At 62.7% G+C, this 23,970-nt stretch carries 15 protein-coding genes; 1 reads left to right on the forward strand and 14 read right to left on the reverse strand.

The features are described from left to right. The 3 genes from Q5H93_RS14010 to Q5H93_RS14020 are packed head-to-tail and all read right to left on the reverse strand — an operon-like array spanning nucleotide 1 to nucleotide 3,249. Nucleotides 1-618 carry a gluconate 2-dehydrogenase subunit 3 family protein gene (locus tag Q5H93_RS14010; protein WP_305007182.1) on the reverse strand — a complete coding sequence of 206 codons (618 nt, stop codon included), beginning with the start codon at nucleotides 616-618 and terminating at the stop codon, nucleotides 1-3. A gap of 21 nt (nucleotides 619-639) precedes the next feature. Beyond that, the gene (locus Q5H93_RS14015) at nucleotides 640-2,319 is read right to left on the reverse strand and encodes a GMC oxidoreductase (RefSeq protein WP_305007183.1); all 1,680 of its coding nucleotides are present in this window, start codon (nucleotides 2,317-2,319) and stop codon (nucleotides 640-642) included. 39 nt (nucleotides 2,320-2,358) lie between these two features. Next, entirely contained in the window at nucleotides 2,359-3,249 is an 891-nt protein-coding gene (locus Q5H93_RS14020) for a sugar phosphate isomerase/epimerase family protein (protein ID WP_305007184.1), read from the reverse strand. Nucleotides 3,250-3,448: 199 nt separating this feature from the next. On the opposite strand from Q5H93_RS14020, the gene Q5H93_RS14025 reads away from it, so the two are divergent. Then, nucleotides 3,449-4,300 carry a helix-turn-helix domain-containing protein gene (locus Q5H93_RS14025; RefSeq protein ID WP_305007185.1) on the forward strand — a complete coding sequence of 284 codons (852 nt, stop codon included), beginning with the start codon at nucleotides 3,449-3,451 and terminating at the stop codon, nucleotides 4,298-4,300. A 103-nt stretch (nucleotides 4,301-4,403) separates the two neighbouring features. Here the strand turns inward: Q5H93_RS14025 and Q5H93_RS14030 are convergent, their stop codons facing one another. From Q5H93_RS14030 to Q5H93_RS14080, 11 genes are all read right to left on the reverse strand, one after another. Continuing rightward, nucleotides 4,404-5,648, reverse strand: coding sequence for a DUF5005 domain-containing protein (locus Q5H93_RS14030; protein WP_305007186.1), 1,245 nt, complete (start codon nucleotides 5,646-5,648; stop codon nucleotides 4,404-4,406). A 45-nt stretch (nucleotides 5,649-5,693) separates the two neighbouring features. Beyond that, complete coding sequence (locus tag Q5H93_RS14035; RefSeq protein WP_305007187.1) at nucleotides 5,694-7,202, reverse strand: sialate O-acetylesterase; 1,509 nt, start codon at nucleotides 7,200-7,202, stop codon at nucleotides 5,694-5,696. 65 nt (nucleotides 7,203-7,267) lie between these two features. Further along, complete coding sequence (locus Q5H93_RS14040) at nucleotides 7,268-8,503, reverse strand: DUF5005 domain-containing protein (RefSeq protein WP_305007188.1); 1,236 nt, start codon at nucleotides 8,501-8,503, stop codon at nucleotides 7,268-7,270. 143 nt (nucleotides 8,504-8,646) lie between these two features. After that, nucleotides 8,647-9,462: a hypothetical protein gene (locus Q5H93_RS14045; RefSeq protein ID WP_305007189.1), complete on the reverse strand. Its 816-nt coding sequence runs from the start codon at nucleotides 9,460-9,462 to the stop codon at nucleotides 8,647-8,649. A gap of 110 nt (nucleotides 9,463-9,572) precedes the next feature. Continuing rightward, nucleotides 9,573-10,967 (reverse strand): sugar porter family MFS transporter, encoded by a 1,395-nt coding sequence (locus Q5H93_RS14050; RefSeq protein ID WP_305007190.1) that lies wholly within the window; start codon nucleotides 10,965-10,967, stop codon nucleotides 9,573-9,575. Between the two features lie 7 nt (nucleotides 10,968-10,974). Next, complete coding sequence (locus Q5H93_RS14055; RefSeq protein WP_305007191.1) at nucleotides 10,975-12,768, reverse strand: class I mannose-6-phosphate isomerase; 1,794 nt, start codon at nucleotides 12,766-12,768, stop codon at nucleotides 10,975-10,977. Nucleotides 12,769-12,772: 4 nt separating this feature from the next. Next, complete coding sequence (locus Q5H93_RS14060; protein WP_305007192.1) at nucleotides 12,773-13,723, reverse strand: ROK family protein; 951 nt, start codon at nucleotides 13,721-13,723, stop codon at nucleotides 12,773-12,775. A gap of 11 nt (nucleotides 13,724-13,734) precedes the next feature. Further along, complete coding sequence (locus Q5H93_RS14065; RefSeq protein WP_305007193.1) at nucleotides 13,735-15,213, reverse strand: RagB/SusD family nutrient uptake outer membrane protein; 1,479 nt, start codon at nucleotides 15,211-15,213, stop codon at nucleotides 13,735-13,737. A 17-nt stretch (nucleotides 15,214-15,230) separates the two neighbouring features. Then, nucleotides 15,231-18,386: a SusC/RagA family TonB-linked outer membrane protein gene (locus Q5H93_RS14070; protein ID WP_305007194.1), complete on the reverse strand. Its 3,156-nt coding sequence runs from the start codon at nucleotides 18,384-18,386 to the stop codon at nucleotides 15,231-15,233. A gap of 249 nt (nucleotides 18,387-18,635) precedes the next feature. Further along, nucleotides 18,636-19,370, reverse strand: a complete 735-nt coding sequence (locus tag Q5H93_RS14075; RefSeq protein WP_305007195.1) for a GntR family transcriptional regulator — start codon at nucleotides 19,368-19,370, stop codon at nucleotides 18,636-18,638. A gap of 1,146 nt (nucleotides 19,371-20,516) precedes the next feature. Further along, the coding region (locus tag Q5H93_RS14080) for a DUF8693 domain-containing protein (protein ID WP_305007196.1) at nucleotides 20,517-23,970 on the reverse strand (3,454 nt) is incomplete at its 5' end.

Genomic DNA, 23,970 nt, shown 5'->3' on the forward strand with positions numbered 1-23,970 from the left:
TTAGCTGGTAGCCCAGGCCCGGTCGCCCTTCTTGTACGGATAGTCGCCCACGAACTTACCCGGCACCGGCAGGTAGCGCAGCGCCTGCGTGGCGCCCACCTCCGAGGTGAAGAAGCCCAGCAGCGCCAACTCCTTCATCATGCGGAAGTAATGATTGGGCGCTTCGAGCGGCTTGGTTTTGCTGTACTGCTTCTGCTCGGCATCGAGCTGGCGCAATAGGGCCAGGCGCTGCTCGGGCGTACAGCCCAGAAACCCTTTACCGTCGTGCTGCTTTTTGCAGGCTTCTTCCAGCTGGTCAAGGCCTTTGACAAACACCTGCTGGTCGGCCGGCACGTAGCAGTCGCGCACCATCACGGCCATAAAGGGGCCGACGTTGGCGGCTTTGGCGCCGGGGGTTTTGGTGGCGGGCAGCATGGTGTCGGCCACTTCGGTCAGGTAGGCCGTTTGCTCGGGGGTGAGCAGGTCTTTGGGTGGGCCGGGGTTTTCGGCGGCCGTCGGCTGCTTTTCCTGTTTCTGGTCAGATGGTCCGCAGCCCGACAAAAAGGCATCGGAGCCGATGATGGCAGTGCCGCCCATCAGCAAGGCCACGCGGGCCAGGGCTTCTCTTCTGGATATCATGGTGATGTACCGTTTAAGAAGTTACAGGTTTTGCTTGTTCAGCTCGCCCACGGCGTGGTCGACGGCCCGGGCCGTGAGGGCCAGGTAGGTCAGCGAGGGGTTGGCGCAGGCCGAGGAGGTCATGGCGGCCCCGTCGGTCACGTACACGTTGGGGGCGTCCCACACCTGGTTGTGAGCGTTGAGCACCGAGGTTTTAGGGTCGCGGCCCATGCGGGCGGTGCCCATCTCATGGATGCCGCCGCCCATGTTGTAGCCGTTGTTGTAGGTGCGCACGTTCTGGAGGCCGGCGGCTTCGAGCATCTCCTGGGCGTCGTTCATCATGTCAATGCGCATCTTCTGCTCGTTGTCGCGCAGGGTGGCGTCGATGGCCAGCACCGGCAGGCCCCAGATGTCTTTCTTATTGGGGTCGAGCGTGATGTAGTTGTCGTGGTAAGGCAGCGTTTCGCCGAAGCCGCCCAGGCCCATCGTCCACTTGCCGGGCTCGCTCAGGGCGTCTTTCCACTCGCCGCCGATGCTCATTTCCGCAATCTCGCGGCTCCAGCCCTCGCGCCCCGCCGCGCCCTGGTAGCCGAAGCCGCGCAGGTAGTCGCGTTTGTCGGCGCCCACGTTGCGGAAGCGCGGCACGTAGATGCCATTGGCCCGGCGCCCGTACATGTACTTGTCCTCGTAGCCAGGCATGTCGCCGCTGGCACCCACCCGGAAATGGTGGTCCATCACGTTGTGGCCCAGTTCGCCGCTGCTGCTGCCCAGGCCGCCGGGCCATACGTCGGTGGCCGAGTTCATCAGCACCCAGGCCGAGTTCAGGGCCGAGGCGTTGAGGAAGATGATTTTGGCGAAATACTGGTAGGTCTGCCGGGTTTCGGCATCGAGCACCTCCACGCCGGTCGCGCGCTTCTTGTCCTTGTCGTAGAGAATCTTGGTAACAATGGAGAAGGGCCGCAGCGTGAGCTTGCCGGTGGCCATGGCCGCTGGCAGCGTGGCCGACTGCGTGCTGAAGTACGAGCCAAACGGGCAGCCCAGCCAGCACTTGTTGCGGTACTGGCAGTTGACGCGGTTGTGGTGGGGCTTGGTGATGTTGGCCGTGCGCCCGATTATCATGGGGCGCAGGTTGTTGTAGTGCTTTTTGAGACGGGCCGCCACGTCCTTTTCCACCACGTTCATCTCCATAGCCGGCATAAAGTCGCCATCGGGCAGCACGGCCAGCCCGTCGCGGTTGCCACTGATGCCGGCAAACCGCTCGGCGTGCGTGTACCAGGGTGCCAGGTCTTTATAGCGAATGGGCCAGTCCACGGCAATGCCCTCGCGGGCGTTGGCCTCGAAGTCGAGGTCGCTCAGGCGGTAGCTTTGGCGGCCCCATATCAGCGAGCGGCCGCCCACCTGGTAGCCCCGGAACCAGTCGAAGGGCTTCGTCTCCACGTAGGGGCTCTGGCGCTCATCCACCCAGAAGTCGAGGTTGCTCTCGTTTAGGGTGTAGTCGCGCCGCAGCACCGGGTGGTCGGCCCGCATCTGCTGGGTGGGGTTGTCGCGGTGCGGCAGTTCCCAGGGCGCCTTGGTGGCGTTCACGTAGTCCTTGATGTGCTCCACGTTGCGCCCGCGCTCCAGCATGATGGTGCGCAAGCCCTTTTCGGTGAGTTCCTTGGCCGCCATGCCGCCCGAGATGCCGGAGCCGATAACGATGGCGTCGTAAGTATTCTGTGCCATAAAAGTGGGTGGGATTAAGTGGAATGAGCGGCTGGCGCCCTACCGCAGCGTGCGCTTGAGGTAGCTGATGCTCTGCTGAATACTGTCGAAAGGTGAGCCGGGCGTCTCATCCTGCTCGACGAAGAAATGGCGCAGCCCCGCGCACTTGGCCTGGGCGAAAATGCGCGCAAAGTCAATGCTGCCGTTGCCCACTTCGGTGAAGCCGTGTGGTGGCGTTTTGGCCATGTCCTTGACGTGCCAGAGCGGGAAGCGCCCGGGGTGTGCCTTGAACAGGGCTACCGGGTCGTGGCCGGCCTTTACGGCCCAGTACAAGTCCAGCTCCATCTGCACCAGGCTTTTATCCGTCTGACTGAGCAGTACATCGTACGGCAGCTGCCCCCCCAGCGTGGCAAACTCAAAATCGTGGTTGTGGTAGCAGAGCTGAATGCCGGCTGTGCGGCAGCGCTCCCCGGCCTTGTTCAGGCGCTCGGCCAGCAGCTTGTAGTGGTCGAGGTCGCCGCGCTCATCTTCAAACAAATAAGCGCACACCATGTACTTGATGCCGACGGCGGCGGCATCATCCACGGCCCGGTCCCAACCGTGCAGGATGGTGCCCTGCTTGGGCTGGCCGTTCTCCAGCGCTTCGCCCAGCATGTAGTGGCTGCTGGGCATGCTCAGGCCCTGCTGCCGCAGCACCTGCCGGAAGACGGCCGGCATCATCCCGTAAAATTGCTGGGTACCCGTGTAAGTGGCGCCCTCCAGGGACGTAAAGCCCAGTTGGGCCACCTTCGCCAGCGTACCCACGGGGTCCTGCTGCATGGCGTCGCGCACGGTATACAGCTGCAAGCCAATAGCTTTTTGCTTGGCAGTTGCCGCCAGCAGAGCCGGGGCAAGCAGCGCGCCGGTCGAAAGCAGCGCGGCGGATTTTACGAAGTCGCGGCGGGTAGCCATACGGGTGGGATTGGGGAGTGTAGCTGCCTGACATTGCAGATGTCCCTCCTCCCCTGCCTCTTTCCGAACACCTGCCTGCAAGCGGAAGCAAAGTTCGACGCCCTAAAAACGCTTTGCTACGCAATTTTTAGCCAATTTGCATACTCCATTGACCAAAAGCCGGCGTCCGCCGGTCGGCTGGTTTCTTGCCAACGTACCTATGAAGCTTGAGCGCGAACACGTAAGAATTCTGGACGACAGCTCCTTGCAGGCATTTTACCACAATGCGAGCAACCCCTGCCCGGTGCTGTGGCACTACCACCCCGAATACGAGATAGTGTACCTGCCCAGCGGCAGCGGGCAGCGGCGTATCGGCCAGCACCACGGCCGCTACGAGGACGGCGAGCTGCTGCTGCTAGGCCCCAACGTGCCGCACCTGAGCTACGACTACGGACAAGGTCCCGATTTCGAGGAATTCGTGGTGCAGTTTCCGAAAGAGCTGCTGAGCGCCGACATGCTGACCCGGCCGGAGCTGGCCCCCGTGGCGGAGCTGCTGAAGCGGGCCGACTCGGGGCTGGTGTTTGGCGCCGAGGTGCGGCAGGTGGTGGGCCCGCAGTTGCAGCAGCTGCTGACGCTACGCCCTTGGGAGCGGCTGCTGGGGCTGCTGCGCATTCTGCACGAGCTGGCCTCCACCCCTGCCTACACCGAGCTGGAGGCCGGCCCGCCCATCAGCGGCCCGCTGCCGGCGGCCCAGCAGCGGCTCAACCGGGTGCTGGCGCTGCTGGAAAAGCAGCTCTCGCAGGTGGTTAGCGTAAGCGAGCTGGCGGCGGAGGCTTCGCTGACGGTGCCCGCCTTCTGCCGGTTTTTCAAGCGCATGACGCAGCGCACGGTCACCGAGTTCGTGAACGAAAACCGGGTGCAGCACGCCTGCCAGCTGCTGCTGACCACGCCCTCCATCACCGACGCCGCCTACGCCAGCGGCTTCCAAAATCTGTCGTATTTCAACCGCATCTTTCGGCGGCAGATGGGCGAAAGCCCGTCGGCTTACCGTCGGCGGGTGGCAGTTATTTAATAATCTTCCGTGGTGAAGGCTTCTCAGGACTGTAGCATCTGCCCGGCAAGGCGCTACAGTTAATTTCTGAGCATCGAATTAATTATCGCCAAATTCCTAATGATTAATACTTAACCGAAACAAACCGCGGGCGCAGGTGGTGCGGGTGCTTGTGGATGTCGGCGATGAAGTCGAACGAGTTGACGTTGTAGCTAATCAGCAGCTCGCCGGGTTTCGACAGGTGCGGGTGGGCCTTGGCGTTGTAGGTGTAAAAGTCCAGGTCTTCGTACACTTCCGGGGTTTCATACATCTTTTTGGCGGGCTGAAAAGGGCCGGCCGGCGTCTGTCCGGTTTGGATGGCGATGGTCGGGGAATTGGTATCCAGCTGGTACGATGCCAGTACGCGGCCATCCTCCATAAAGCTGACGCTCATTTCGTTCGACACGCGGCTGGTGAGGGCGGCGGCGCGGTGCACGTCCGTGCCCCAGGCGCTGCCGTCCCAGTAGCGCCACTGGCTGAAGTCCTCGAACTGCTGGTCGGGCACCCGTGCCACCAGCAGCTCCTTTTTCTCGCCCCTGATACCGTACACGTAGATGTAGCCGTCGGGCTTGGGTGCTTTGGCACCCACGGTGTTGGCCAGCACGGCCGCCCCAAACACTACCTTGCCTTTGCCGTTGCTGTTTGGGATGAACAGCGGCGTATCCAACTGCCGCTGGTTGGCAAACGGCGGGCGGCTGCCCTTAGGCAGGGCAATGAGCGACACACCCACATCCTCAAAGGGATATACGCCGCCCGGCAGGCTCTTGATGAGGTAGGCGAAGATGTAAATCGTGCTGTCCTTTTGGTGGTTGAAAAAGCCGTCGCCCAGCCAGTAGTAGTCGCCGGGCTTCGATTTGGCCGTGTGTGGCTCAAACATCGAAGCAGCTTTGCCCTTTTCGTCCTTCCGCCAGTGAAACTTAATGTTCTGCGGGTCGGGCTCGCTGCCTGGCAGGTAGCCCACGGAGTTATGCACCATCTCCCAGTCGGCCTGCAGAGAGTCCTCCTTGATGTCCCCGATAATCGTGTCACTGAACCAAAAGAAGCTGCCCTTCCCAGCCGCCTCGCCCGATTTTTCCACGCCGTTCAGCGCCACGCTGTAGATGCCGTCGGCACCCAGCCAGCCGGAGGTTTGCAGCAGCAGCTGGTCCCACTGCGGCATGGCCACGGCCCGCACCGCCGGCTGCGATGTAGCTGCCGAACTGGTCGCTGAGGTTTCCTCGGCGGCGCGTTCCTGCTGGCCGCAGCCCGTAAAAAGCAACGCTAAGGCGGTTAAGGAAAGCAGGCCGGCACTAGCCTGCTGGCGGCGCTGGTGAAGAGTATGGGTTTTCATACAATGGATTTGAGGGCTGACAGATGAGTGGGAAAAGGCCGCCGCTTACCGCTCCCAGGTGTCGGTGCGGAAGGGTTCGGCCGGCAGGCCCAGTTGGTTAGCGAGGTTGGTAACCGGGTAATTGGTAAAGGCGTAGCGCACGGCCACCGGCTTCGGCACTTGGGATGAGGTTAACACTAGGTGCTGCTGCACGATGGTGGCGGTGGCGGGGTAAAAAACCTGGTCCGGCCCAGCCAGGTAAAAGTGCCGGGGTGGGCGGCCATCGTTGGTCGTCAGGCCGCCACCCAGGCTCTTCGGCGCAAAATGCACCTCGACCTGGCGGCCCCGCACCACGTACCTTTTCAGCTGCGGGCCGGTGTCAAGGACTTTGGCGTGGCCGTAGGTGCGGGCCAGCGCCAGCCGGGCCAGGCGTTGGCCGACGGCCTGCTTGTTGCGCGGGTGAATGTTGTCAGGCTCGCCCACATCCATCGTCACCGCCATGCCGGTATTGCGCACGCGGAGCATGGCGGCCTGCGCCTCGCGCAGCCGGGCGTAGTAGGTGGCCGTCGAGTCTTTTTCCTCCCAGTTATAGGGCGTCATCTGCACGTAGTAAAACGGCAGCTCGCCCTGATTGAAGTCGCGGCGCCACCCTTGCAGTAGGGCCGTGCACAGCGCCGTGTAGTCGCGGCCATCCTTTTTATTGGCCTCGCCCTGGTACCACAGAAAGCCCTTGATGGAAAGGCTTTTCAGCGGGTGAATCATGGCATTGTAGAGCAGCGTGGGGCGCGCCAGCACCTCAAACAGCTTTTCCAGGGTTTTCACAGAATCCAGGCTTTCCCGAGCTTGGGGGCTTTGGTCGTAAGGCGTCAGGTATCTGGCCTTGACGCGCAGGTCGGCGGCCAGGGCCTCGCGGCTGGCCCAGGCCTGGCAGGCCGAGCCGCCCATCGAAGCCACTACCAGCCCCACCGGCACCTGCAGTTCCCGCAGCAGTTCGCGCCCGTAGAAATAGGCCACGCCGCTGAAGTCGCCCGCCGTTTGGGGCGAGCACACCAGCCAAGTACCCTTGGCGTTGGGCTGCGGCGTTTTCTTAAAGGAGTTTTCAATATTAATCAGCCGGATGGCCGGGTAATCGGCCGCGCTGATTTCCTTCTCGTAGTCCACCACGCCGCGCAGCCACGGCAGGGCCGGCTTTAGCTCCATATCCATGTTCGACTGCCCGCTGCACACCCACACCTCGCCGATGAGCACGTTGGTGAGGGTCGTTTTCTCCCTGCGGCAAGACACCGTAAGCGTGTGCGGCGCAAAATCCCGGGGCCGGGCGGCGGGCACGGGCAGGCTGCCCTTCCAAGCCCCGCCCGCATCGGCCACCACCCGCACCGGCGCCTGCCGCCAATCGGCCGCCAGCACCACGGTGTCGCCGGCCGGGGCCATGCCCCACAGCGCCAAAGATTTGGCTTGCTGCACCACCATGTCGCTCTGCAGGATGCTGGCCAGCTGAAACGCCGGCCGCGCCGCTGCTGCCGGGCCGCTCTGGCCCACCGAAACCAGCGCAGCCAGTAGCCCAACCAGTGCCAAAACTATCCGTGGGCCTCGCTGCCTCATGATGCGGGGGAAGAAGTAAGCGGAGAAGCCAACCACCACTACTGCAGCTTCACCTTAATGAAGCGCGGGCGGTACAGGTTAGGGTACACCAGAATGTCCTTGAAGAAATCGAAGGAGTTGATATTGTAGCTAATGAGCAGCTCACCGGGCTCCGACAGGTTGGCGTGCACCTTGGCGTTGTAGGGGAAAAAGTCCTTGTCCATCTTCACGTCCTCCGTGCAGTCCCAGAGGTCGATGGGCGGGCCCCAGGGGCCCTGGGGCTTCAGGCCCAGGCGCAGGCCCACGGTTTTGCCCAGGCCTTCGGTTTGAAACACCATCGCGTAGCGGCCATCGGGCAAGGGCGTCACGCTGAGCTCGTTCGAAGCGCGGTCGGTGATATTGGCGATTTTGCTCAGGTCGGCGTTCCAGTCGGTGCCGTCCCAGTAGCGCCACTTGCCGAAGTCCTCGATGTCGGCCGGGAGCACGCGGGCCACCATCACGTTTTTGGCCTTGCCGCGCACGCCGTACACGTACACGTAGCCATCGGGCTGCGGCGCGCCGGCCTCCTTGGTGTTCACAAAAATGCCGCCGCCCAGCGACCCGTAGTCACCGGGGCCGCTGCCGGGCAGGAAAAACGGCGTATCGAGCTGGCGCTGGTCTCTGAACGGCGGCTTGCTGCCGGCCGGAATCACAATCAGCGTATTGCCCACTTCCTGAAAGCCAAATGCTTGGTTGTTGATGTTCTTTACACGGTAGCCGAACACGTACGTGTCGTTATTCTTGGCCGTGTTCACGAAGCCGTCGCCCAGCCAGTAGTACTCGCCGGGCTGCGCGGCGGGCGTATTGGGAATAAACAGCGACTTGTGCTTGCCGGTCGCCGGGTCCCGGTCCCAGTAGAACTCGATGTTCTCGGCCGTCGGCTGGGCGCCTTTCAGGATGGCTACCGAGTTGTTAATCATGGTGTAGCCCGGGCTCAGCTTGCCATCCTTGATGTCGCCAATCATGGTGTCGCTAAAGAGGAGCATCGTCTCGGTATTCCTGGCGGTGCCCGGCGCGTCGACGCCGTTTTTGGGGATGGCAAAGATGCCGTCGGCCCCAAACCAGCCCGAGTTGCGCTTGAACAGGGCCGTCCATTCCGGCGCGGCCTCCACCGTGAACTTCAGGTTCGTAATGTCGGTGTTAGTCGGCTGGGGTGCCTCCTTGCCCGGCGGGTCGCTTTTATTGGAAGAGCAGGCGGCGGTGGCTGCCAGCAGCAGTCCCACGGCGCCTTGTAGCACGATGCGTTTGGATTTCATAACAAGCAGTTTAGAGAATGAAACGGGGCAACTAGTGAGCCCGGAAGCCCCTGGTGCCTGCCCCAGGCCGGCCGTGGGGGCGGCCGACCCGGAACAGGACTTTTCAGGAAAGCGCCGGGGTACCAGCGCCATTCGCCACCAGCCTATTTCGGGCCGGCATCGAAGGTGTACACAAAGGTTTCGGCGTTGGTGTAGGGCGGGCCGAACACGGCCAGGTCCAGGGCGATTTCCATCACCAGCCGGTCTTTGGTCAGGGAGATGACGCGGTAGGTTTCCGTGGTCACTTTGCTCGGGTCGAACACGTCGGAATACGTCTGGGTGAAGGTCTTTTCGTCAGCGCTCAAGGTCCAGCCGCTGTACACGTTGAAGCCGTCGAAGGTGCAGGCCTGCGTGCCGTAGTTCACGGCCATCGTGCCGTTGGCGTTGTACACAAACGAGTCGTCTTTCTCGCACTCCTTGATGTCTTCCACGTCCGGGTTAGGGGTCGTCCACATCTTGGATTTGAGGTTCCAGCGGTAGGTAGCCAGGATTTGGGCTCCCGAGGCAGCAGTGTTCACCGTCAGCACTTTCTCGCTCATCTTGCCGTTGGCATCCTCGGCTTTGAAGGTGAAGCCGACCAGCTTATCCACCTCGCTGGCAGCCAGGGTGTAGGTGAAGTTGTAATCGAGGGTTTTCTGTCCGGCGGTGGGCACGGCAATGGTTTGCACGCCGTTGGTGCCGAAGGTGTTATCGGCCGCCAGGTTCACCTGCTTGCTAACGGTCATGTTCCTGAGTCCGCCGGGGGCCGATACCGAAACCGTTACCGCTACCTGCTGGCCGGATTTACCGCTGAAGTCAGATTGCGAGAGGGTTACGGTGGGCGCGTCGGGCTTGGCTTCTTCGTCCTTGGAACAGGAAACCGTGAATATCATTGCCAGCAGGGCAAGGAAGTGAACGACGAATTGGGTATTCTTTTTCATGTTGGTTTGGGGGTTGAATGGTGGGAATTGAATGATGGATTGGGAGTTGAAAAAAGGCGTTTTTAAGGCATAGGTTAAGCAAGTTGAAAATCAGAATGTCAGAGCCGGATTTAGTTTATTGGCAATGGATTGCCTGGCACCGCCGCCGGCTTATCCGTCCCCCAGGAGTGCTCGATTTCCTCCAGCGTGCGGCCCTTGGTTTCGGGCACTATTTTCCACACGAAGAAGAAGGTGAGCACCGACAGCAGCATGAAAATCCAGAAGGTGTAAGCGCTGCCGATGGACTCCAGCAGGATGGGGAAAAACTGCGACACCAGGTACACCGACACCCACAGCGCGCCCAGGCAGATGGACATGGCCAGGCCGCGGGTGCGGTTGGGGAAAATCTCGGCGATGATGACGAAGGCTAGCGGCCCCAGCGACACCGCGAAAAAGGCGATGTAGGCCAGGATGAACACCAGCACGATGTAGCCCTTCACCATATCAAAATGAAAGGCGCCGCCGATGATGAGCAGGCACACCGCCATGCCCGCCGAGCCCACCAGCAGCAGGCCCTTGCGGCCCCATTGGTCGACGTACTTGATGGCGACGATGGTGAACAGCAGGTTGACGGTGCCCACCAGCACGGTTTGCAGCAGGGCCGAATCGGAGCCGTCGCCGGTCGATTTGAAAATCACCGGCGCGTAGTACATGATGGCGTTGATACCGGTAATCTGCGACAGCACAGCCAGCACGATGCCGATAATCAGTGGCTTGCGCAGCGCCGGACCGAATACCTCGCCCAACGTGCCCGTCTCCTCCGACAGCGCGCTCTGTATCTGGGCCAGTTCGACGCGGGCCTGCTGCTCGCCGTTGATTTTAGTGAGAATGGCCAGCGGCTCGTCCACGTAGCCTTGCTTGGCCAGCCAGCGCGGGCTTTCGGGCACGAAAAACAGCAGCAGCATAAACACCACCGACGGGATGATGCCCGAGCCGAACATCCAGCGCCAGCCGGTGCTGATGTTCCAAGTCTCATCGTAGAGCCCAGCAATACCAGCGTTCACGAAGTAAATGAGCAGAATACCCGTCACAATGCCCAGCTGATTGATGGACACCAGCCGCCCGCGGATAGCCGCCGGGGCAATTTCGGTGATGTACATCGGCGCCAAAATGGAGGCAATGCCGATGCCCAGCCCGCCCACCAGCCGGAACGCCACGAACCAGCTCAGACTCGGCGGCATAGCCGTGCCGATGGACGACACCGCGAAGAGGATGGCCGAGAGCATCAGCACTTTCCGGCGGCCGATGCGGTCGCTGAGCGCACCCGCCCCCAGGGCCCCGAGCATGCAGCCCACGATGGCGCAGGAGGCAATCCAGCCCATCATGGCCGGCGAGAGGCTGTAGTTGGTTTGCAGAAAGCCGATGGCCCCGGCAATGACGGCGGTATCGTAGCCGAAGAGCAGCCCGCCGACGGCGGCTACCGTCGTAATGCGGTACACGAACCAGGTATTTACGGTCTTGTCCATGAGCGGCCTAGTTGTTGAGATTGGCATACTTAGCGTTGAAAGCCAGCGGCGTGCGCACCGACGCTTTCAGCGTGGCGCACTCCTGGCCTAGGCCGGCGCCACAGGGCCGGATGGTGTAGGCGCCCACGGCGGCCGGCACGATAAACGTCTCGGCGTAGTGCACCACGAAGGGGGCAAAGGCGTTAGTCGGGCTTTCCACCACGGCCTCTCGGCCTTCCACCAGGTTCAGCACGTTCACCACGCCGTGGGTGTGATGCGGCACGGCTTTGCTGAACCAGTGCCGGCGGGTTTCGATGAAAGAGGTTTTGTCGAGGCCGGTGCGCTCCTCGCGCCAGCCGTCGCCCTGGCCCAGCGGCTCCACCCGGCTCAGGATATTTTCCCGGGTCCACTCGGTGGTGCGGTCCCACTGAATCACCTGCTTGCCGTGCGCCAGGGAGATGGGGCGCGGCTTGCCGTCGAGGCCCATACGGTTCCAGTCCCAGAGCTTGAAGGTGAAAATGTAAGGCGTAGCGCTGATTTCCAGCACCACGCTGTTGGCGCCGGAGCAGTGCACGGTGCCGGCCGGAATGAGCACGTGGTCGTGCTTTTTGATGGGCCACTTTTCGACGTGGTTTTCGGCCTCGAAGTGCTGGCCCTGAGTTTGGGCGGCCTCCAGCTCCTGCATCATGCGCTCGGGCACCACGCCCTCCTTGAGGCCCAGGTACACGAAGGCATCGGACTTGGCATCCAGCATGTAATAGCTTTCGTCCTGGGTGTAGGGCATCCCGAATTTCTCCCGGATGTAGGCCGTGAGCGGGTGCACCTGCAGGCTGAGGTTTCCGCCCTCCATAGTGTCAAGAAAGTCGAAGCGGATGGGAAATTCATCGCCGAAAGCGGCAAAAACCTCCTCGCCCAGCAGCTCGCGCGGGTGGCTGAACACCAAGTCGAGGGCCGGCACTTCCACCGCGTGCTCGCCGAAGCGGTATAGCAGGCTGTTTTCCTCCGGCACGCAGTCGAAACCCCAGGCGAAATTCTGTTCGCTGCGGTCGAGGTCGCACACTTCCTTGAGCCACTGCCCGCCCCAGGGGCCGGGGTCGAAAAACGGCACTACCCGGAAGGGCCGGGCCACGGTTTCGCGCAATGCTGCGCGTAGGCCGTCGGCGGTGACGAGCTTCGGGGTGGCGGGCACGGTGGTATCGAGCACGTAATCCCACCGGTCCATTAGCGTTTTCTTATGCCGGTCGCACACCCGCCAGTCCACGAAAAACGCTCGTTTATAGAGGTAAGCGAAGCCTTCCTGCCGGTTGGGCACGCCCAGGCTGCCCACTTCTCCGCGCCGGAACCGCAGCTGGATTTCCCAGCGCGGCATGTCGGCATAGATGAGCACGTCAGGCGCCGGCGCCAGGAAGCTGGCGCCCGCGCCCACCAACAGCACCACGCCCTGCGTCACCGCCGCGATTTCGGCCTGAGCGGCCTGCTGCTTCTGCTCGTCAAAAAAGCCCTGCAACGGCAGCGGCGCCATGTAGCCAAATACCGGGTCGTCGGTCACGAAGTCCTGCACGAACTCGTTTATCTGCTGCTCGGCCTTGAACGTAGCGTGGGCATCCACGGTGAGCACCGGCCGGAGCGCGGCTGCCAGCCGGGCCATTACTTCCGGCGAGTCAACGCCGTGGTAGCACTCGACCACCACCACGGTGCGGGTTTGGCTACTATCATTAATGCGCTGCACGACGGTTTGGGCAATAGCGTCCCAGCCGGCCGCGCAGGCGTGGCCTTCTACCTTGATTTCGGGGTACTTGTCGTAGTTCGAAGTGTTTATCATAGCGTTAGTTAGGGTGAGTTACCAGGTAGCCGGCTCCCAGCAGGGCGGCGTGGTCGAGCGAGGCGGCGGGGCGGACTTCTACCCGGCCCCAGGGCGTCCAAGCTAGGGCGTCGATTTTGGCCTGTAGGTAGGGCACGATGTAGGCCCCGCTGCCCATGATGCCGCCGCTCAGCAGCAGCACCTCCGGGTCGTAGGCGTGAATGAGGTTGACGGCGCAGGCGGCCCACACGTCCAGGCACTCGTCGCGCAGCTGCCGGGCCAGGTCGTCGCCCTGCTCGGCGCAACGGAAAAGGGCGGCAAAGTCGATTTTTGGCTCGTCCCGGAGCTGACTGCTGGCGTAGAGCGGGTTGGCTTTCACCTTTTCCCCGATGCTCCACGTCGACGATTCCACCTCCACGCAGCCGACGTTGCCGCAATTGCAGGCGGCGCCATGAACGTTGATGGTGAAGTGCCCGCCGAGGCAGCCGGCCTGAAAGTGTTTACCACGCAACAGCTTGCCTTCAATCACGGCGGAGGTGCCCACGCCGGTGCCGAGGGTCATCAGCGCCACATCGGCGAGGCCCTGGGCGGCGCCGTACTGCCACTCACCCACCAGCGCGGCGCGGGCGTCGTTTTCCAGGATGATGGGCAGGCCCCAGGTTTCCCGGGCCCAGGCCGGGAAGTCCAGGTCCGGCGCATCGGCGTACTTTTTATCGATGGACAGCACCTTTTTCTTCACGCTATCCACGATGCCGGGAATGGAAACGCCCACCCCGACCAACTGCCCCGTGGTGAGGTGCTGCTCCTTCAGCAGCCGGCCGATGGCTTGCTGCACGGCGGGCAGCCGGCCCGCCAGCCCCTGGGCCGACTGGGCTTCGAGCTGCGTGGCGGCCAGCAGGCGACCGTCCTGCACCAGGCCCAGCTTGATGGTGGTGCCCCCCAGGTCCATCGTAATGGCACAATGTTCTGTGTTCATAAGCAACTGGCCTAGTAGCCGTTCTGCGGCAGGTTGGGGTTCAGGTCGCGTTCGCGCTGCGGAATGGGGAAGAGGTAGTGCTTGGCGCTGGGCACCACGCCCGGCTTGGCCAGCGGCACCAGCGTTTCCAGGGTTTTGGTGCGGGCCAGGTCGAACCAGCGGTGGCCTTCGCCCACAAACTCCATTGCCCGTTCCTTCAGAATAGCCGCCCGCATTTGCTCCTGCGTCAGGTTCTGGTAGTCGGGTACGGCCGCGCGGTCAGTAGTGCCGTCGAAGCGGGCGCGCTTGCGCACCATGTTGATGTACTGGTGCGCCAGGGCCGACTGGTTCAGCTCGTTGTTGGCTTCGGCGTAGTTTAGCAACACCTCCGAGTAGCGCATCAGCGGGTAGTCGTTGGCGCTGCCGTTGCCCGTGGGTTCGGCGGCCCGGTCCCAGTACTTCTGGATGTAGGGCCGGATGGGCGTCACCACGCCGCTGCGGTTGGTGTACTGCGTCAGGAACGTAACCTCGCGGCGGCGGTCGTTGAAATCAAACGAGTTATACAGGCTCATGGTGGGCACCTGCCAGCCCTGGGCATTCTCCACGCCCTCGGCGCTCAGCTCAGTGGGCAGCAGCCGCACCTGAAACTGCCCCACTTCCCAGAAGCTGATGGCGCCGCCCTGGTCGCCGAAGCCTACCGAGAAAACCGCCTCCTTGCCGTTGCGACTGCTCAGCTTAAATACATCGGCAAAGTCGGCCCACAGCGCGTAGTTATTGGAGTCGATAACTTCCTTGGATTTCAGACCCGCGTTAGTCCAGTCCTGCCGGGTCAGGTACACCTTGGCCAGCATGGCCTTGGCGGCGCCCTGCGTGGCGCGGCCCCGGCCCGCGCCCGAGGGGTAGCTCACGGGCAGGTTTTCGGCTCCTTTCAGGTCGGCAATGATTTGCGCATAGATTTCGTCGGGCGTGGCTACGGTGGGCGTCAGGGGTTCCACCTCCTTGGTCAGCAGCGGGATGCTGCCAAACATGCGCACCATGTCGAAGTACAGCATCCCACGCAGAAATCGTGCCTCGCCTAGCAGCCGCTCCTTGAGCGCTTGGTCCATCGTGATGCCTGGAATACGCTCAATGGCAATGTTGGCAATGGTGATGGCCTTGTAGTGCATCGCCCAGATTTCCAGCAGCGCCGCGTTCTGCGGGCCGTGGGTGAAGGTAGACAGTTGGTCGAGGTCGGGGGCGAAAATCTGCTGGTTCAGCAGCTCATCCGAGGCCAAACCGGCCGCCACCCAGAACGAGCTGTGGTACACGCCCGCCGTCGAGCCGGTACTCGTCGAGTTCAGGTAAGCGTAAATGGCGTTTACCGCCGCCGTCGCGTCGTCGCCGTTCTTGTAGAAGTTGGTGACGGCCACGAAGTTCTTCGGGTCTTCTTCCAGAAAGTCCTTGCAGGAAGACGCCGACAGCGCCACCAGCAGCGCGGCGGCCCGAGGCACGAGTTTAAGATAAGTTCGCATACGATAGAGCTAAGAAATTAAAAGCCAATGTTCAAACCCACGATGTACGTTTTGGCCTGCGGATACCCGCCACGGTCCACGCCGATGACAGAGGTGCTCTGGCCGAAGGCGTTGGCCTCCGGGTCGTAGCCCGAGTAGTCGGTCAGGGTCCACAGGTTGGTGGCGCTGGCGTAAATCCGCAGGGCCTTCACCCGGGCTTTCTGGGTCAGGGTGCTGGGCACGCGGTAGCCGAGGCTCACGTTTTTCAGGCGCAGGTAGGAGGCATCTTCCACGATGACTGACGAAAACACGCCGTTGTCGAGGCTGCCGGCGGCCAGGGCGCGGGGGTATTTGGTGCTGGGGTTGGTGGGCGTCCAGCGGTCGAGGGCGGGGCCGGCCAGCACGTTGTTCTGGCCGGTGAAATTCTGCAGGTCGAGCAGGTTCAGGTTCGCCAGCTTGTTGCCCTGCGAGCCCTGGAAGAACACGCTCAAATCGAAGCCCTTGTAGGAGAAATTGTTGGTAAAGGCCCAGGTAAATTTGGGCTGGGCGCTGCCCAGAATCGTGCGGTCATTTTCGTCAATCACGCCGTCGCCGTTGATGTCGCGGTACTTGCGGTCGCCGGCCTTCGCCTGCGACGCCGGGCTCGACGAGGTGGCTTCCTGCCCCTTCAGCACCGGGCTGGTGCGGGCTTCCTCGTCGGTCTGGAAAATGCCGGCAAACTCGTAGCCGTAGAAGGTGCCCACCGGCTGGCCCTCGCGCAGCAGCGTGCCGCCGCCCAGCAGAATATCGGTTTCGCTGTTGAGGTTAGTCACCTCGTTGCGGTTTACGCTGAAGTTCAGCGCCGTGCTCCAGTTGAAGGCACTTTTCACGTTCACCGTGCGGATGTCCAGCTCCACGCCGCGGTTCTGGATGTTGCCCACATTCAGCACCGTCGAGTTGAAGCCGGTGGTGTAAGGAATGGGGGTCGAGAGCAGCAGGTCGGAGGTTTTCTTCTGGTACACGTCGGCGGTCACCGTCAGGCGGTTATTCCAGAAGGCGGCGTCCAGGCCGATGTCGAGCTGCGCCGTGGTTTCCCACTTCAGGTTCTTGTTGGTGAAGGTGAGGGGCTCGCGGCCCGTGTACACCTCCGTGCCGTTGAACACACCTTGCCCGTAGGCGCCCACCAGCGACAGCGACTGGTAAGGCGGAATGGCTTGGTTACCAATGATACCGTAGCTGGCCCGCAGCTTCAGCTCGCTCACCGCCGACCACTGCTTCACGAACTCTTCGTCCGACAGCCGCCAGGCCACCGCGCCCGAGGGGAAAAACCCGTACTGCTTGCCCGCCGCGAACTTCGAAGAGCCATCGACCCGGCCGGTGCCCGTGAACAGGAACCGGTTGAACAGCGTGTAGTTGACCCGCGCCAGGTACGACACCAGGCTCCACCGCGACTCGCCATTGGCGGGCTTCTGCGGCAGCAGGCCGGCCGAGATATCGTGGTATCCGGTGCGGGAATCCGGAAAGTCGAACGCATACACCAGCAGGCTTTCGTTGTTGAACTGCTGCAGCGTGTAGCCCAGCAAGAAGTCCACCGCGTGGTTTTCGCTTAACACTGGCTTGTAAGTCAGTGTATTCTCGTTCAGCCAGGTCAGCCCCGACACGGTGCCGATAGAGGCCTCGCCCTTACTGGCCTGCGTGCGCTTCAGGAAGTTGGGCCCGAAAGCGTTTTCGCGCGAAGAAAAGGCATCGATGCCGAAGCTGGTACGCAGCTCCATGTTTTTCAATACCTTGTAGCGGGCATACACGTTGCCCAGAATCCGGGAATTGACGCCGTGCGAGCGAAACTCATTCACGTCGGCCACCGGGTTGCCCAGGGTTTTGCCCAGAAAGTTGCTGCTCCGGTTTTCGAAGGTGTAGCCGCCCGGCTCGGCCGCGTTGTACACCGGCAGAATCGGGTTAAACTGCAGCGCCGCACTCGTGACGCCGGGCACGATGGTTTGCGTCGTCGTCAGCACACCGTCCGTAGCAATACGCGCGTAGGTCAAGCTGTTACCCACGGTCAGCTTCGAGCTCAGGTCGCGGTCCAGGTTGGCACGGAACGAGTAGCGCTCGAAATTGGAGTTGCGGATAACGCCGTCCTGCGTGAAGTAGCCGCCCGTGATGGCGTACTTGGTCTTGTCGTCGCCGCCCGAAAACGACAGCTGGTAGCTGGCGATGGGCGCCGAGCGGAAAATCTCGTTCTGCCAGTCGGTGCCCGCGCCCAGGCTGGCGGGGTTGTTGTAAATTGGAGTCTGCCCGGCGTTTATCTTCGCCTCGTTCACGAAGTCAGCGAATTGACTAGCATTCAGCACGTCCAGCTTGTTAGCCACCCGTTGCGTGCCGTAGTAAGTGTCGAACGTAACGGTGCCAGTGCCCGACTTCCCGCGCTTCGTAGTCACCAGCACCACCCCGTTAGCCCCGCGCGAGCCGTAAATAGCGGTGGCCGAAGCATCTTTCAGAATCTCAATCGACTCAATATCATTGGGATTAATCGTAGAAAGAGCACTGATGCGCGGCCCCAGGTTCACGCCTAGCGACTGGTCGGCCCCGTCGCTGCTCACCAGCATGCCGTCGATAACGTACAGCGGCTCATTCCCCGCGTTGATGGAACTGGTGCCGCGGATGCGGATGGAGGCCTCGGCCCCCGGCTGGCCCGAGGTCTGCGTCACCTGCACGCCCGCCGCCCGGCCCTGCAAAGCCTGGTCAAACGTCGTGGTCGGCGTCGCCAGCAGTTCTTCCGATTTCACCGAAACCACCGAGCCGGTCAAGTCGCTCTTGCGCGCCGTGCCATAGCCAATCACCACAACCTGCGACAGTTCCTGCTTAGCAACCGTGAGCACCACCGCCACCGTGCTCCGGCCTTGCAGCGCCACTTCCTGCGTGGTATAGCCCACGTAAGAAAACACCAGCGTGACGCCGTCGCCCTCCGGCACCGTCAGGGTGAAGCGCCCGCTGGCGTCCGTGGTAGTGCCCTGGCTAGTGCCCTTCACACTCACGCTCACCCCAATCAGCACCTCATTGCCGTCGCTGGCCGTCACGCTGCCCTGAATGGTTCGGTCGGCCGGATTCTGCACCACGGCGCGGCTTACGGCTGCCTCAGCCGACCCCATGCCGATACAACTGCTGCCCAACGTGAGCAGACAACACGTAGCAAGCTGGTTTCTAAGTGAACTCATATTCAGTAGGAATCGGTGAAGGATGGAAACTAGATGGGTTGGTGCCGGGGCCTATGTCCATATGTGCGAACATAAGACCCGATAGTTGGAGGTCAGGCTATTAGTAGAAATTGTTGTAGCGGTAGACTAGGTTAGGTCGGCTGTGAAACTTGGCTCCGTTTCCGGAAACGATTGCGGAGCGCTTAATAAAACTCTACAATCGATTGCAGTAGTAGCAATTATAAAATCCGTAGCGGGCGCTTCGACTTGCTACTCCCGCTTTATCTCGATGGTATAGGTGAAGCTGTCGGCCCGGTAGAAACCCAGATTATACTCGATGGGCCGGCCGCCGGGGTCGCATACTACGCGCTTGCGAAACAGCACGGGGTCGCCGATGGCAATTTCCAGCTTCTCCGAAAGCTCCGCATCCGCCAGAATGGCGCTGATACCTTCCTTGGAAACGGCAGCTACGGTATGGTAGCGCTTCTCCAGCATGTCGTACAGGGGCTGCGTAAAGTCTTCATCGCCCGTCAGTCCCACCCGCGGATGGAAATAGGAGATAAATAGCACCACCGGCCCAGTTTCGACCCCACGCAGCCGCTCCAGCTTCAGCACCTCCGACTTCCGGGCGATGTTGAAGAGCTGGCGCAGCTCCTGGTCGGCCTCTACCCAGGTGGCGTCAATCCGGTAGTTGCGGAACGAGACGCCGCTCTCCCCCATCTCGTGGGTAAAGCTCAGCCATTTGTCCAGCTTGGTAATGATGTTGTTCTGCGCCACGGTGGTACCGACGCCCTTCTTGCGCACCAGCAGCCGCTCGTATACCAGCTTGTTGGTGGCTTGCCGCACGGTATTGCGCGAAATGCCCAGCTGCTTGGCCAGCGCCACTTCATTGGGCAGCAGCTTGCCCTCCTGGTACGCCGGTATCTTAATCAGGTCCCGCAACAGGTCCTCCACTTGCAGGTGCAAGGGGATGGCGCTGCTATGGTCAATGTTAAACGTTTCCATTGGCACGAGTCGGGGATAGTTTGTACGAATGTTCAGACATACTTACCGAGCCCAAATGTACACGTTTTTTTTGTTTCCCAATTTTTTTTCGTGAGCTGGCTGCCGATAGAGTTGTTTGACTGCACAAGCACCGCGTTCAGCAATTGGTTGCTCTTCCCCAATTTACTCTTTCGTAGTTGTCTGACGATGGGAAAAACCGTGAAAGGGTAGTGAATGAGGCTGGCTTGACAGGCTGAAGCAAAATTGCAGGTTGCTCGCAGAAAACTCCGGAAAAGCAAAACGCCCTTCCTGATAGTAGGAAGGGCGTTTTTTGTAGTCCGTAGGGGCTAGAAACTAAGAGCTAGAGGTGTCTGGAGTACTCCAGACAGGATGAAGAAATAGCTTTTTGGTATCAGAAAAAGGGCTCAAACACTACCGGAGACTATTTGGAGCTATTCGGATAGATTACTGGGTCCCCTCCCGGGTCCTCGACCTACCACATCAACCACTGATGCTTAAACGCTCCTTATTGCTCAACTTTCTACTCCAGCACAACTTTGATTATGTTCCTGTTGGTATCTCTACCAGCTGCGTCGTGCGCGCCGCCCAAGACAGGGGAGTGGAGACTGGTGTGCGGGCTCAGAGCTCAGGGCCCGGCATCCTCTTTGCGCACCTACGCGCCCAGTGCAGAGTAATTTTCCCCTGACCTTGCGCGAGCGGCCGGGTCAGGCCGCGCGGCAGGTCAGGTTTGCACGTGAGCTATACGCCCGCACTGGCCCTGCGCTCCCCGCAACGGCCTGGGCGGGCCATGGGGCATGGCCCTGCGGCGGCATACGGGTGTGGGAAGAGGGTCATGGCGGCCGGGGTGGCTCCTGCTCTGCGAGGCACCCAGCACCAGCTTTGCTCAGGCTCACAAACGAGCGCGCCAATAGAATAGCTCACAAAAAAAGCGCCGGCTAACGGCCGACGTTTTCTTAACAAGATTTGGGTAAGGACAAGCACCTAAAGTGTCGGAGCTTGCTCATTCTGTATAGGAAGAGGGTAAGCTTATCTCGCACTACACTGAACACGCAGCCGCCCCCGGAAGGACGACTGCGTGTCAGCGATAGTCCCGGCGTACCGCAGCTCTCCAGAAGCGGGCACCGGCAACTAGAAGGAAGCACCTGTTTAGTCAATCACCACGCGCTTGGCCACGGGCTGGCCGTCGAGCATGAGGCGCAGGGTGTACACCCCGGCGGCCAGGCCGCGCAGGTCCACCGTCGTCTCGGCCGTGGGCAGGGCCAGGGTGCGGATGGTCTGCCCCAGGCTGTTGAGCAGCGTGGCGCTGGCCGCCTTAGCGGCGGGGCGCAGCACCGTCAGCTGGCCGTGGGCGGGGTTTGGGTAGGCCAGCACCTGGGCTTCGAGCGACTGAGCGGCGGTTGCCAGCGGGGCGGCGGCGGGCGTCAGGTTCAGCCAGAAGCGGCCAGGGGCGGTGTAGCCCGTCATCGTGAAGGCGTAGCTCGTGCCGGCCGTCAGCGCGGTGCGGGTGTTGGTCAGGTTGTCCACCAGCTCCACGCGGGTGCCGGTCAGGTTAGCGAAGCTAGCGGCCGTGAGGGTGTAGTTGCCGGCGGCGGGCACGCCCACGAACAGCGGGATGCTGGTAGCGGCAGCGAAGGCCGGGCGGCCGTCGATAGCCAGCTGCTCGCCGGTGGCAGCGAGGGCGGCCAGGTTCAGGCCCGTGGGGTTGCTGAGCTTGGCGGCATCGAACTGGCTGTCGAGGCCAGCCGTGGCCCCGGCTTGGGCATACACGTGCAGGGCGTCGGTGAGGCCGTTGCCGGCCAGAGCCAGCTGCAGCTGCGGGCGCAGGTCGGCGGCGCCGCGACGCACGGCCACCTGGTCGGCGTAGCTGGTGCGGCGCTGGCTGTTGCGGAAGGTCAGCGTGCCGCTGGTCTGGCCGCTGCTTACCCGCACGAAGAAGCCCTGCGAGGACGCTACCAGCGGGTTGCCGCCCACGTTATTGACGTAGGACCGGTACTGGCCGCCGTATTGCGAGTCGCTTTCGTACACGTACATAGAGGCGTCGAGGCCGGTGCGGTCGGCGGGCTGCACGGTGCTCCAGTCGAGGGGGGCCGGGTAGGGGTTGCCCACCAGGTGCCAGCCGCCGTCGGCGGCCGTGGCCCCGCTGGTGCGGGCCAGCGTGCGGCTGTACGGGCCGTTATTCAGGAAGCCCTGGAAGTCCACTTTCTCGCTGGCCGCAATGTTGACGGTGTAACCCATACCAGTGGTCATGGCATCGGTGGCGACGGGCGAGAACCAGCCTTTGCTGAAGGCCGACAGGTTGTTGCTGGCGGTGGCCAGACGGTCCTGGTCGTAGCTAAACACCGTGGGGAACGGCGTTACCAGGCCGGGGGTGGCCGAGGTGTTGTAGGCCGGGTTGAAGGTCGGCGTGAAGCCGGCCGTACCCAGGTCGCTCAGGCGGTTGCCGCTCACCGGCGAGGCGTAGTGGCGGTAGCCCAGGCCGGGGTTGCGGCTGGGGTCGAGGTAGCGTTGCACAATGCCGCCATTGCCGGTCACGCTGCCAGTGCCGCTGTTCACCACGAGGGCGGTGCCGCTGGCGTCGCTTAGCAGCGTCAGGGTGGGGCCGTCGAGGTCGAGGTTGCCGCTGCCGGCCACCGTCAGGACTTGCGCCACGCTGGTGGAGGCGGTCAGGTCCACGCGGTTGTTGTTGGTCGTGGTCAGGTTGCGCACGCGGGCGGGCAGGCCGAGGCCGGTGCCCTGCACGGTGGTGCCGTTGTACACGTAGCTGGCATCGGTGCTGAACGAGCGGGTGCCCGTCACGCGCACCGCGCCGGTGCTGCCGCTGGCCGTGATGCCGGCGGCATCGCAGATGCCGAGCGTGGCCCCGGCGGCCAGCGTGAAGCTGCCCGCGCCGGTCAGGCCCTGGCAGTTAGTCATCAGGCTGCCGCCGCTTTGCACGGTCACGCTGCTGTTCACCACCACCGCGCCGGTGAATTGGGCATAGCCTGGGCTAACCACGGTGATGCTGTTGTAGGTGCCGGCCGGAATGGCCGTGGGGCTGGCACTGCTGCCGGTGCTGATGGTCAGGTCAGGGGCGGCGGCGGCCGTAGTCGTGAAGGTTTGCGCAGCACCATAGCTGGTGCCTACGCTGTTGATGGCATAAGCCCGCACCGTGTATTGGGTGCTGGCCGCGAGGCTAGTGGCCGATGTGGTGTAGCTACCAGTGGTGCCGGTGGCGGTCAGCCTGGTGTCGCTGGTGGTCGGGGTGCCCGTGCCAGCCACGTACACCACGCCGCGCTCGGTGATGGTGGCGTTGCCGTCGCTGGTCACGTTGCCGCCCAGGATAGCGCCGCTGCTCGTGATGCTGGCCGGGGCCGTCGTCGTCACCGTCGGGGCCGAAGTGGCTACCGGAGTGGTGAAGGTTTGGCTTCTGCCATAGCTCGTGCCCACGCTGTTGATAGCATAGGCCCGCACCGTGTACTGGGTGCTGGCCGCGAGGCCGGTTACGGCCTGCGAGAAGCTGCCCGTGCCGGTGCCGATTTGCACCTTCGTGTTGCTGGTCGTCGGGGTGCCCGTACCGGCCACGTACACCACGCCGCGCTCGGTCACGGTGGCCCCGCCGTCGGCGGTCACGTTGCCGCCCAGCGTGGCGCCGGTGGTCGTGATGCTGGCCGGAGCCGTGGTGGTTACGGTAGCGGCAGTGGCGGCTGCCAACGTCGTGAAGGTTTGCGCAGCGCCGTAGCTGGTGCCCACGCTGTTGATGGCGTACGCCCGCACCGTGTACTGGGTACTGGCCGTGAGGCCCGTAGCCGCCAGGGTGTAGGTGCCGGGGTCGCCGGGCTGTACCAGCTTGGTGTTGCTGGTGGTCGGGGTGCCCGTGCCTTGCACGTATACCACGCCGCGCTCGGTCACGGCGGTGCTGCCTTCGCTGGTCACGGTGCCGCCCAGCGTGGCGCTGCTGGCCGTGATGCTGGCCGGGGTGGCCGTCGTTACGGTTGGGGCCACGGCGGCCGGGGCGGCCGTAGTCGTGAAGGTCTGCGCAGCGCCGTAGCTGGTGCCGACGCTGTTGATGGCGTAAGCCCGCACTGTGTACTGGGTGCTGGCCGTGAGGCCGGTGGCGCTCATGGTGTAGCTGCCCGTGGTGCCGGTGGCCGTCAGCTTGGTGTCGCCGGTGGTCGGGGTACCCGTACCGGCTACGTACACCACGCCGCGCTCGGTGATGGTGGCGCCGCCGTCGGCGGTCACGTTGCCGCCCAGGGTGGCACCGGTGGTCGTCACGCTAGCCGGGGCCGTTGTGGTCACGGTCGGGGCGGTTGCCACCGGGGCCGTCGTCACGGTAAAGTTCACGCCGTTGGTGGTGCCGCCGATGGTGGTCACGGTCACGCTCACTACGCCAGCGCCGAGGCTGTTGGGCACCGGTGCCCGCAGGGTGGTGCTGGATATGTAGGTAACCGTAGCCGCCGTGCCGCCGAAGCTCACGGTGCTGGCATTGGTAAAGTCCGTGCCAGTCAGGGTGACGATGGTGCCTACCAGGCCGCTCGTGGGCGAGAGGCTGGTGAGGGTGGGGGCCACTATGGGGATGAGGACGATGCGGCCGCGGCCGCCCGCGCCGCCGGGGTAGCCG

Source organism: Hymenobacter aranciens (genome assembly GCF_030580865.1).
GTDB classification, from domain to species: Bacteria; Bacteroidota; Bacteroidia; order Cytophagales; family Hymenobacteraceae; genus Hymenobacter; species Hymenobacter aranciens.